Below are 11499 nucleotides of genomic sequence, written 5' to 3'. Positions count from 1 at the left end.
CAACACCGCGAGGGCGGCAAACGGTCCTGTATTGTCCTGCATGATCTGCCTGCGTGCCCGGGGGCTGTTTTTGCGGCCTTTGCGCTCAGGGGCCGTGGGGCGGGGCGGTAAAAGCAGGGTGGGGGTGGCCGGCCCGAACTGTTTTTTGCTCAGAACGGACGCTTTTTGCACCCTTAACCCCAGATCCGTCAGCACCAGCGGCAGGTCTGCTGCTGGCACACCCAGACGGGACGCCATGCCGGGCTGAAGCGGGCAGCCGCCGGAGCGGGAGGCAAGCTCGGACAGGGTTTTCTGCGTTTCCTGTGCAATATCAAGCCGTATCAGGAAGTCAGCCGCCGAGTGCCAGCCAATTTGTAGCAGCACGGCGCGCTCCTGCGCGGAGAGTTTGGTGTCTGGCGGCAGACGGCGAGAGACCGCACCCGGCTTAGGGAGCGGTGGCACGGGCTGGCCCGTATGGAGTTGCACCAGCAAGGCCCGGAGCGTCATGGGGCGCGGGCGGAGAAGCTGCGGGCAGAACAGGAGTCCATCCCCCAGACGCAGGCCCAGCTTGTGCAGGAAATGGCTGTCTTTTTTGTTGAGGTTGCTGTTAGCGGGGAGCGTCATCACGCCGCCCTGTTCTGTCAGGCCGTGCACTAGTCCGCGCAGGGTGGGTTTATCCGCCACAGCATGGGCCGCCCGGAAGAGGGGAGCGAGTGTGCTATGCAGGGTGGACTCGACAAAGGCTGTCAGCCGCATGCGGATCCGTTCGCGGTGGGACGGCTCCAGAAACTCCGCTGTAGTCACGTGCACGGCGGGCCGCAGCAGTTCTTGGCCTTTTTGCAGATGCCCGATGGTATCGCCAAACCACAGCAGCGTGCCGGTGGCCGGGTCCAGCGTCAGGCTTTCATCCGGTGTTTGCAGGAATTGCGTCACACGGCGCGGGATCTCGCTCCGGGCGGCCCGACGGGCGGCGCGCATCAGCAAGGGCTGGTCGGACCGGGCGGCTTCCTGATCGGGGATAAAAGCAAAGCCCTGCATATGGCCAACAGCATGGCCTTCCACGCTGACTTCCCCGGTGCGGGTAATGGCGGAAAGAAGGGGTTTGCTGTCAGCTTCCTCCAGCCTGCGGGCCAGACTGGTGGCGCGTTTGTCCACAAAGCGGGCGGCCAGCCGTTCGTGCAGCAGGTCGGAAAGGGTGTCTTCAATCGTGCGGGTGCGGCTGCGCCAGAGCTGTGGGTTTTCCACCCAGTCCGAGCGGGTGGAGACGTAGGCCCAGATACGGATGCCCATCAGCCGCTGCATCAGGGCGTCAATATCGCCCTCTGTGCGTTCCAGATTGGCCAGCCGGGGTTCCAGCCAGCTTGAGGGCAGATGGCCTTCCTTCACCAATACCGTGAAAATCTGGGCGCACTGGCGAATGTGACTGTCCTCCCCCAGCTTGCGGAAATCCGGAATCTGGCAGACTTCCCACAAAAGGCGGGTGCGGCCCGGCTCTTTGGTCAGGCTCTGGATGGCGGTGTCCCGCATCAACGCGCTGAGCACGATGATGTCTGACGCCGGTTCCGCCGCCCGCAGGCCGGCATAAGGTGGCTTCTGGCACAGGCTGGCATACAGGGCGCGCGGGGAAGAATAATCCAGCGCACTGTTGCGCCAGTAGAGATGGTGGAGCGCCTCGAACTGATGGTTTTCCACGGCCTCGGCAATATTTTCCGGTAGGGGTGGGCAATCGCCAGTTGTGCCAAACGTGCCATCCTGCGCGCCGCGTCCGGCGCGTCCGGCAATCTGGGCAACTTCCGCAGGGGCCAGCATCCGGCGGCGGGAGCCATCAAACTTGTATAGCCCGGCAAAGGCGACATGCTGGATATCCATGTTCAGGCCCATGCCAATGGCATCCGTGGCCACAAGGTAATCCACTTCCCGCTTCTGGTAGAGTTCCACCTGCGCATTGCGCGTGCGGGGGGAGAGCTGGCCCATAACGACCGCACAGCCGCCACGCCTGCGCCGGATGGCCTCGGCAATGGCGTACACATCCCCGGCAGAAAAGGCGACAATGGCGGAGCGGGGCGGCAGACGGGAGAGGCGCGTAAAGCCGGTATAGCTCAGCTCTGACAGGCGCGGCCGGGCCTCAATCTCAATGCCCCGGATGAGCGTGCGGAGCAGTGGCGCGATGGTCTCTGCACCCAGAAACAGGGTTTCGGCCTGCCCGCGGGCGTTCAGCAGGCGGTCCGTAAACACATGGCCGCGTTCCGGGTCCGCACAGAGCTGGATTTCATCCACCGCGATAAAGTCTACTGGCCGGTCCATCGGCATGGCTTCCACCGTGCAGGAAAACCAGCGGGCCCCTGAGGGGATGATTTTTTCTTCCCCCGTAATCAGCCCCACGGCGCGCACGCCTTTCAGCCGCACCATCCGCTCATAATTTTCGCGCGCCAGCAGGCGGAGCGGAAAACCCATAATCCCGGAGGAATGCGCCAGCATCCGCTCCAGCGCCAGATGGGTCTTGCCGGTGTTGGTCGGCCCCAGTACAGCGCGAACCGGAGCATCCTCAGTACTGGCGGGGGGCCTCAGGCGGCTGGCCTGGCGGCTTGGGGTATCCATCATCCTGCCATGGTCCGCTGGTATGCGTTCAAAAGCAACCCGTTCCCTTCTGCGGGGGCATTGCGCCGCAGGGGCTCCCGGCGCAGGTTTGAGTAAGGAGGAACTGTCCATGTCCGTTCGTGAACCAGACTGTCTCGTCGTATCCCGTAGCCGCCGTAAGGCAGGGGAGAAAGCCGCCCGCACCGTGCTGGGCGTGCGTGGGGCTGACCCGAAGGCTCTTGCTGCTCTGCTGGGGGCAGAAGAGGCCGCTTTTGCACAGGCTTGTGGCTTTACCGGTAAGCCGGGCCAGCTGGTGCTGGTGCCCGATGCCAGCGGGGCACCGATAGGGCTGTTTGGCGTGCCGGAAAAAGGACAGCGTGACCCGTATCTGTTTGGCGCTCTGGCGCAGGATCTGCCGGGCGGAGACTGGGACGTCACAGTGCCTGCCGATATTGCGCGGGATGATGTGGTTCTGGGCTTCTGTCTGGGGGCTTATCAGTTTTCCCTGAAATCTGCCGGGAAGGCCGCAAAGCATGAGGGACCGCGTCTGGTGGTGACCGCTGCTGAGCAGAAAGGGATGGCTGTTGAGACGGCGCGCTCTGTCTGGCTGGCGCGGGATCTCATCAACACGCCTGCTAATCTGCTGGGGCCGTCTGAGCTTGCAAAGGCTGCACGTGAGGCGCTGACACCGTTTGGCGCGGACGTTGAGATCATCAAGGGTGCGGCGCTGGACAAGGCCTATCCGCTGCTGGCGCATGTGGGCAACGGGTCCGACCGTGGGCCGCGTGTGGCGCTTGCACGGTGGAAAGGGAGCAAGGCCGGGAAATCCGCGCCGCTGTTGTCTCTTGTCGGAAAAGGCGTGTGCTTTGATTCCGGCGGGTATGACCTCAAGCCGTCTGCCGGCATGCTGCGGATGAAGAAAGACATGGGCGGCGCCGCGAGTGTGTTGGCGCTGGCCCGGCTAATCATGACGCAGGACCTGCCGGTGCGGCTGGAAGTGCGTCTGGGCTGTGTAGAAAACAGCGTATCCGGCCATGCCATGCGGCCATTGGATGTGGTGAAGAGCCGCGCAGGCCTGACGGTGGAAATTGGCAACACGGATGCAGAAGGCCGGCTGGTGCTGTGTGACCTGCTGAGCGAAGCCGGTGAACATACGCCGGACCTGCTGATGGACATTGCCACCCTGACCGGTGCTGCCCGCGTGGCGCTGGGGCCGGATCTGCCTGCCCTGTTCACCAATGATGAGGGCGTGGCGCAGTCCATTCTGGCCGCAGGCCAGCGTCAGGCTGACCCGCTCTGGCGGCTGCCTTTATGGCAGGGTTACGCCGGATGGCTGAAAAGCCCGGTGGCAGACCTTAACAATATTTCCTCCAGACCTATGGCCGGGGCAGTAACAGCGGGACTGTTTCTTGAGCGTTTTGTAAATGCTGGCCAGCGGTGGGCGCATATCGACAGCTATGCATGGAATGATAGCGGCAGGCCCGGACGGCCTGAGGGCGGGGATTCTCCTGGGATTCGCGCACTTTTCGATGCGGTGTGTAAAATTTTTGAGACAAAACCCGGCGCGATGTCGTAAAGAAATGTCACATTCTTGGAACTATTTTTAGAGTACAGGTTTTAAACATGTACACCGGCTCCTATATAGACCTCACCAAGTATGCCGGAAGTAAAAATGAAAAAGCCGAAAGCTGGCCGCAAGGGCAGTGATCGGACCTTTGGAAAGGACTAGAATCTGATGGCCCAGACTGCCGCCAAAGCCGAAGAGCTGGTTAAAACTCTTCGCGATACCGTCGTCTCGCTGGTGCGTGGCGAAGGCCCTGACCTCTCTGCAAGACAGCTTGCGGTTTTCCTGACCTGCTATCTTGATGAGTCTGGTCACACCGTGCGCGGTCTGGCCTCCAGCCTGAACGTTTCCAAGCCCGCCATTACCCGCGCGCTTGACCGTCTGGGTGAACTGGATCTGGCCCGCCGTAAGGTTGACCCGCTGGACCGCCGCTCCGTTCTGGTGCAGCGCACGCCCAAAGGGGCTGCCTACCTGAAGGAAATCCGCTCCATCATGGGTGAAGCGGCTGATGAGGAAGCCAAAAAGGTGCGTCAGGAAGACAAGCCTGTGCGTCGCGCCACGCTGCGTCGCGTTGCGGCAGCCTGAAGGCTTTCAGCGCCTGTCCGTCGATTCTTTTTTACGGAAACGACGGACAGGCCTGTTCTGAGAAACTTTTATCTGTATCGGGCGTTTTTTTCTCAGCGCTTTCCAATCGCCTCCGGTTTTCTGCCGCAGAAGGATTTGGGAAGAGACATAAAGAGATAAGGAACGTTCCAATGCGGTTTGCTTCTGTTGCCGCTGTAGCGGCACTGGCTTTTTCTTCCGTCAGCATGATGCCTGCGGCACACGCGGCTGATGCGATGGGTTCTCCCACCGGTACAATCACAATCAGCGCAAAATCTGCCGATGTGGGGCTGGGCTATACATGGGGCGATGGCAGGCTGACCTATGGCGGCCATAGCTACAAGTTCTCCGTGACCGGCGGGACCATTGCGGCTGTTGGTTTTTCCAAAATTGAAGGCAAGGGCACCGTCTACAACCTGCATCGTGTGCAGGATTTTGATGGCACCTACGGCGCAGCCCACGGGGAAGCCACACTAGGCAGCGGCTTGGGTGGGCTGGTTCTGGAAAATAAGAACGGCGTGCGTATTAAAATTGAGACGGCCACTAAAGGCGCACGTCTTGCCGGTTCTGCTCAGGGTCTGACGCTGACTCTGGAGAAATAAGCGCCAGACTGACGTCTGAAAAACGCGCCGCTTACCAGGGCCCAACCTGGTGGCGGCGTGTTTGCAGGCCGGCCAGACCTGTCCAGAGGAGCTGGGGCGCCAGAAGCAGCCCCAGCGCACTGGCAAAGCCGGGGACAAAAGCCATGGGCGCAACCCAGCAGGCGACCCCGGCTCCCCAGACCACAAACCCCCATTCTACCAGTGTGATGAGTGCAGGATTAATGCCGCTCCGGTGGAACACCTGATACAGGTGCCCGCGATGCGCCTGCACCAGAGAATGTCCAGCCAGTTTGCGGCGGACGAGCGTGAACAGCACATCATAAATCAGCGGAAAAAGCAGGCACGGCCCCAGCACCCAGCCCGACGGCTGGTGCGTTGCGTGGGCTACATGCAGGGCCGCCGCTCCGGCCAGCAGCCCGCAGCTCTGGCTCCCTACATCCCCCAGAAAAATACGGGCCTTCGGATAATTGAACGGCAGAAAGCCGCACAGGCAGGCGCACAGCAGCAGCGCAGGCCAGAACAGGTCCGGCACGCCAAAGGCGGGGCCGAGCAGCGCGAGGATGCCACATCCGACGGCCAGAGACCCGGAAATCAGCCCGTTCAGCCCATCCATGAAGTTGATGGCGTTGGTGATGAACACCAGCCAGAGCACGGAGAGCACCGCTCCCGCCACCGCGCCACCCCATGCCGGGGGCAGCGGCAGGCTGGTGCCGCCCGCAACCACCAGAACAGCCGCCAGACACTGAGCCGCAAATTTGATGGATGGCGGCCACTGATACAGGTCATCCAGCCAAGACACGGCCGCCAGCAGCGCTGTGGCGAGGGCTGTCAGCAACACAGGCGCGCTCAGGATCGGCTGGCCTGTTATCCCTTGCAGAATGGGAAACAGCACAAAAAATGTGGCCATCACGCCCACACCGCCGCCCTTGGGCGTCGGGGCTTCATGCGCGCTTCTGTGGCCCGGATGGTCCAGAACGGCCACGCGGATCATCATTCTCACCAGAAAACTGGTGAAAAATACTGCGCTGAACAGGCAGAAAACCGCCAGAAAAAGAGAAGAAGGGACGGTGGACATGGTCTCGTCTGGTTGTGCTGCTTCTAGGATGGCAGGTGCTAGGCTATAGGTGCAAGGTAATGGCACTGCAACGCTCTGAGTCTCTGCACCGTAGCCCCCGGCTGCGCCCGCTCAACAGAATCATGGTCAACATCCTGCTGGACGGGATGCTGGCGGCTCTGGCTGCGCCGTTTGCGCGGTGGCTGGCCGCACCGCAGGATGGGCTTTTGCACCCGCTATGGTTTCTGGCCAGCGGGGCGATTACGCTGGTCGTCAGTGGCCTGCCTTTCAGAATGCCGCAGCAATACTGGCGGTTTTCCGGTGTGTCGGACCTGCTGGGTATTGCTGGTGCCTCAGTGGCGAGTTCGGTTCTCTTTTCTGTCGGGCTGGTGTGGGCCGGCTTCCGGCTGCCCAGTCCGACCTTTCCCATTATCTACGCGCTCGTGCTGCTCATCATGCTGGGCGGCCTGCGTATTGGCTACCGGCTGGCGCATCGTCTGGCGGCTCGTAAGGCGGACCAGAGGCGGGTGGTGCTGGTTGGGGTAGATACGGAGGCAGACCTTTACCTGCGCGCTTTGGAGCGTAACCCGGCGGCAGGCATCCGTGTGGTGGGGATGGTGGCACTCGGCACGCATCAGGCGGGCCGCAGGCTGCATAATGTGCCCATCCTTGGCCATGTGAACGATATTGAGACAATACTGGACCGGCTGGAAAAAGCCGGGACGCTCCCCGAGTCGCTGGTGGTGACGAACCCGTCTTTCCGTGGGGCGGCGCTGACAAAAGTGCTGGATGCCGGGGCGGCACATGGCATTTCTGTGCTGCGGACCCCGGACCTGACGGACCTGACCCCGGCGGAGCGCGTAGAACTGCGGCCCGTGCCGATTGAAGATCTGCTCAACCGCCCGCAGGTGCCGCTGGACCGCGCCGGGATGGAGCGCCTTGTTGGCCACAAAACGGTTCTGGTGACGGGTGCTGGTGGCAGCATTGGCTCCGAACTCGTGCGGCAGATTGCCATGCTGGAGCCGGACCGGCTGATCCTGCTGGACCACGGTGAGTTTGAACTCTGGCAGATTGAAACCGAACTCGCCGAGTGGGCACCCCATGTCCCGCGAGAGGTTGTGGTCGCGGACGTGCGGGATGAATCCCGGATTGAAGAGGTGATGGCGCGGTTCCGGCCGGAACTGGTGTTCCATGCCGCCGCCCTCAAGCATGTGCCGATTGTGGAAGCCAACCCGGCTGAAGGTCTGCTGACCAACGTGCACGGCACCCGCGTGGTGGCCGATGCCGCCGCCCGTAACGGCGCGCGGGCCATGGTGGTGATCTCGACCGACAAGGCCGTGAACCCCTCCAGCCTGATGGGGGCCGCCAAACGGGCTGCGGAGATGTATTGTCAGGCGCTGGATATCAAGGCCCGCACCTCTGGCAATCCCAACGCCATGCGCTGCATTACCGTGCGGTTTGGCAATGTGCTGGGTTCCACCGGCTCGGTTGTGCCGCTGTTCCGGCGGCAGCTTGAGCGAGGCGGCCCGCTGACGGTCACACACCCGGAGATGCGCCGGTATTTCATGACCGTGCCGGAAGCGGTCGGGCTGGTCCTGCAGGCCAGTGTGCGGGGCACCTGCGGTGTGGATGGTTCCGGCACGGATGCCCTGCTGCGGGATGGCGGGATTTTTGTGCTGGATATGGGCGAGCCGGTGAAAATTGTGGACCTCGCCCGCCAGATGATCCGCCTTGCCGGCCTGCGCCCGGAAGAGGATGTGGGCATCCGCTTTACCGGCCTGCGTCCGGGCGAAAAACTCTATGAAGAACTGTTTCACGGACGAGAAGCCCCGGTGCCGACTGATGCGCCGGGCCTGCTGATGGCCACCCCACGCGTGGTGGACCTGACGGACGTGACGCAGGCGGTAGACCAGATTGCAGCCTGTGCGCGCAAAGGGGAGGTGAAGGCAGCCCTGCGCATTCTGTCATTGCTGGTGCCGGAATTCGATCATAACCCCACAGGAGAAGTGCGGTCTGTTGCACCGCCAGGTGCCGCAGAGAGAGCGGGAATGGCCGCAGCACGCTCCGGGGCGATACAGACCAGAGGCCCGGACAAAGGGCCGGACGGCAGCAGGAAACAGGTGGCATCATGACCGATAAGACAGCAGACAAACCGATTGCGTTTCTTGATCTTCCTGCACAGCAGAAGCGTCTGGGCCCGGCCCTGCGCGCCCGCGTGGATGCGGTGCTGGACCATTGCCGCTTTGTGATGGGGCCGGAAGTGGCCGAACTGGAACAGCGTCTGGCTGACTGGTGTGGCGCGAAAGAGTGCGTCGGCGTCTCCTCCGGCACGGATGCGTTGCAGATTGTCATGATGGCCGAAGAGATTGGCCGGGGGGACGCCGTGTTCCTGCCCGCTTTTACCTATACCGCCACGGCGGAAGTCCCGCTGGTGCTGGGGGCGACCCCGGTTTTTGTGGATGTGGACCCCAAGACTTTCCAGATTGACCCGGACCACCTGCGCGCCCGTATTCGGGCCGTGAAGGACGCCGGCAAGCTGACGGCCCGCGCTATTGTGGGGGTCGATCTGTTTGGGCAGCCTGCGCCCTGGCCTGAGCTGCGCAAAATTGCGGAAGAGGAAGGCCTGTTCCTGCTGGCGGACTGCGCTCAGTCCTTCGGTGCGGATCTGGACGGCAAACCGCTGGGGCGTGAGGCAACAGCCACCACGCTGTCCTTCTTCCCTTCCAAACCGCTGGGCGGCTACGGGGATGGCGGGGCTATTCTGACGGATGACCCGGAACGCGCCGCACTCTATCGCTCCCTCCGCACCCACGGGGAAGGCGGCACACGGTATGAGGTGCTGCGCACAGGCATGAACGGGCGTCTGGACACGTTGCAGGCGGCAGTGCTGCTAGCCAAGCTGGACGGCTTTAAGGAAGAGCTGGACCGGCGTGACGCGATTGCGCAGGCCTATGATGCAGGGCTTGCGGACGTGGTGCAGGCGCCTGTGCGGGTGCCGAACAGCAAGAGTGCATGGGCCATTTATGCTATTCTGCTGAAAGACCCGGCAGAGCGCGCCCCGCTTCAGGCGCGTCTGAAAGAACGGGGTGTGCCCTCCGCTATTTATTATCCGCTGCCGCTGCACAAGCAGCCGGCTTATCGGGACCATCATGACGGCACAGCGTTGCCGGTGTCGGAAGATCTGGCACAGCGTATTCTGGCACTCCCCATTCACCCGGAACTGACTGATGATGATGTCGCCCGCGTGATTGCGGCGGTGCGCGGTTAAGGAGAGTTAGGGGAATGAGGAAGGAAACCGCGTTTCTTATCGGGTTTCTGGTGCTGACGATTGGCACGGCATCGTTAATCTGGATGGTGGCGCTGCCCAATTTCAAGCCGGTGGTGTTCCCTCAAATCGCCAGTGGCGAGATTGAGGTTGGCCCGATGCGGCACAAGCGGGTGCTGAGCGCGGAAGAAGTGAAATCCGTGAATGACTGGCTGAGCGAGCATAAAAGCGGCTGGGGTCCGCTGGGCCGCACACCGCCGTCTTCCGGCGATTCGCGCCTGATGCTGAAGGACGCCAGCGGCAAGGATGTGCTGGCGCTTACGCTCTGGACGGGCATTAGCGCTGCCGACTGGAACGATACGGTGTTTGTGGAAGCGCCGGATGGCTCCAAGGTCTATACGGAAAACTTTTCCGATAAAGCCTTTGCTCCCCTGCGGGCGCTGGTGGACCTGCACGTTTTTAAACGGTCTGCATTTCCGTAAAACAGAAAAGGGCGCGGGAGAGTGTCTCCTGCGCCCTTCTTCAAACACTCCGGGTTTTTCCGGCTCCGGATGAGCTGGGAGGTCTCAGGCTGCGCGGCCTGACATCAGAGCCAGTCCTTCGGCGACGGAGACGAACTCGCCGCCAGCGTCCACACGCTCTTTCCCAAAACGATTGATAAACAGATTGCGCACCGCGGGCACAAAGGATGTGCCACCGGTCAGGAAGACGCGGTCAATATCGGACGCGGCAAGGTTGGCGTTTTCAAGCGCTTTATCCACCGCACCGCCAAACAGGGCGAGGTCCGGGGCAATCCACTCTTCAAACTCCTGCCGGGTGATGGTGCGTTCTACCTTCAGCCGCTTGTGCTCGAACTTCAGCACCGTGCTGTCTGCGGAGGAGAGCGCGCTTTTGGCAGCCCCCACGGCGCGGTAGAGCGCCTGCCCCTGCTGGTCATTCACCAGATCAAGCAGTGCGCGGAGTTTTTCCGGCTCGGCTGCGGTGCGGGTGACGTCTTCAATATCCCGCAGGGTCTGCGGCGTGCGCATCAGCGCCAGACGGTGCCAGTGGCCAAGACTTGCGTACCATTCAATCGGCACGGGCAGAGGCTGGCCGCCCATAATCCGGTACGTGCTGTCCCGCCCAAGCAGGGGGGCGATGACGGTGTTGATAATGCGGTAATCAAACTGATCCCCCGCAATGCCCACACCGGAATGCCCCAGCGGCATAGCGCGGCCTGTCGCCGGGTCAAACCGCAGGACCGAGAAGTCACTGGTGCCGCCGCCAAAGTCGCCCACCAGAATGGTGGTGGGTTTTTCCAGCCGCTGGGCAAACCGCCAGCCTGCGGCTTCCGGCTCCCACGCAATACCAATCGGGCCGAAGCCTGCTGCGGTAAAGCTCTCACGCAGGCGCTGCTCACCCAGCGCATCGTCCGCGCGGTCTCCGGCAAAATGCACAGGCCGCCCGACGGTGACCTGCACGGAGGCCGGGTCAATTTTCACGGCTTCCATCAGATGTGTGAGGAAGCGCGCAATCAACATTTCCAGCGTCATGCGGCGGCTGAAAATCTGCGTCTCGCGGAAGGATTTCTGCGCGAGGTAGGACTTCATGGACATAATCATGCGGCTTTCCGCAGGATCTTCCAGATAGGCATCCACCGCCGCGGCACCAATGGCCTCATGCAGCTTCAGGCGGCCGCGTTCTTCATCATGCCAGAAGCACAGCAGCGTGCGGCATGTGTCGGATTCGCCGTGGTGGGGGAAGGTAAACCGGGCGGTTTCAGTCCGTCCGTCCGGGTGAGCCAGCACCACCACACTGTTGGTGGTGCCGAAATCAAGACCAATTTTCAGGCTGTTGGAAGGCGTCGTCGTCATGT

9 protein-coding genes are annotated in these 11499 nt (G+C 62.2%); 6 read left to right on the top strand and 3 right to left on the bottom strand.

Annotated elements, in window-relative coordinates; all coding sequences use genetic code 11:
- Positions 1–2580: helicase-related protein (locus AD930_RS04470; protein ID WP_061505289.1), on the bottom strand; the 2580-nt coding region annotated here is incomplete at its 3' end.
- A 106-nt stretch (positions 2581–2686) separates the two neighbouring features.
- Between AD930_RS04470 and AD930_RS04465 the strand changes: the two genes are divergently transcribed.
- From AD930_RS04465 to AD930_RS04455, 3 genes are all read left to right on the top strand, one after another.
- Positions 2687–4132, top strand: coding sequence for a leucyl aminopeptidase family protein (locus AD930_RS04465; protein ID WP_061505278.1), 1446 nt, complete (start codon positions 2687–2689; stop codon positions 4130–4132).
- Positions 4133–4291: 159 nt separating this feature from the next.
- Complete coding sequence (locus AD930_RS04460) at positions 4292–4705, top strand: MarR family transcriptional regulator (RefSeq protein WP_043549221.1); 414 nt, start codon at positions 4292–4294, stop codon at positions 4703–4705.
- Positions 4706–4875: 170 nt separating this feature from the next.
- Positions 4876–5325, top strand: a complete 450-nt coding sequence (locus tag AD930_RS04455) for a hypothetical protein (protein ID WP_043549220.1) — start codon at positions 4876–4878, stop codon at positions 5323–5325.
- A gap of 31 nt (positions 5326–5356) precedes the next feature.
- Here the strand turns inward: AD930_RS04455 and AD930_RS04450 are convergent, their stop codons facing one another.
- Positions 5357–6466, bottom strand: coding sequence for a glycosyltransferase family 4 protein (locus AD930_RS04450; protein ID WP_082781695.1), 1110 nt, complete (start codon positions 6464–6466; stop codon positions 5357–5359).
- Here AD930_RS04450 and AD930_RS04445 point away from each other — a divergent pair.
- Genes AD930_RS04445 through AD930_RS04435 form a run of 3 tightly spaced genes read left to right on the top strand, consistent with a single transcriptional unit; the run spans position 6460 to position 10126 of the window.
- Entirely contained in the window at positions 6460–8511 is a 2052-nt protein-coding gene (locus AD930_RS04445) for a polysaccharide biosynthesis protein (protein WP_082781694.1), read from the top strand. The two genes, AD930_RS04450 and AD930_RS04445, sit on opposite strands and share 7 nt — an antisense overlap.
- Positions 8508–9647, top strand: coding sequence for a DegT/DnrJ/EryC1/StrS family aminotransferase (locus AD930_RS04440; protein WP_061505276.1), 1140 nt, complete (start codon positions 8508–8510; stop codon positions 9645–9647). Before AD930_RS04445 ends, AD930_RS04440 begins: the two co-directional genes overlap by 4 nt.
- A gap of 14 nt (positions 9648–9661) precedes the next feature.
- Positions 9662–10126 carry a hypothetical protein gene (locus AD930_RS04435; RefSeq protein ID WP_043549216.1) on the top strand — a complete coding sequence of 155 codons (465 nt, stop codon included), beginning with the start codon at positions 9662–9664 and terminating at the stop codon, positions 10124–10126.
- Positions 10127–10210: 84 nt separating this feature from the next.
- On the opposite strand, the gene AD930_RS04430 is transcribed toward AD930_RS04435, so the two are convergent.
- The gene (locus AD930_RS04430; protein ID WP_061505275.1) at positions 10211–11497 is read right to left on the bottom strand and encodes an Hsp70 family protein; all 1287 of its coding nucleotides are present in this window, start codon (positions 11495–11497) and stop codon (positions 10211–10213) included.
- Between the last annotated feature and the right edge of the window lie 2 nt (positions 11498–11499).

The organism is Acetobacter malorum (genome assembly GCF_001580615.1).
Classification (GTDB): Bacteria; Pseudomonadota; Alphaproteobacteria; order Acetobacterales; family Acetobacteraceae; genus Acetobacter; species Acetobacter malorum.
The sequence above is the reverse complement of the archived record's forward strand: the minus strand, read 5'-3'. Positions and strand labels throughout refer to the sequence as shown.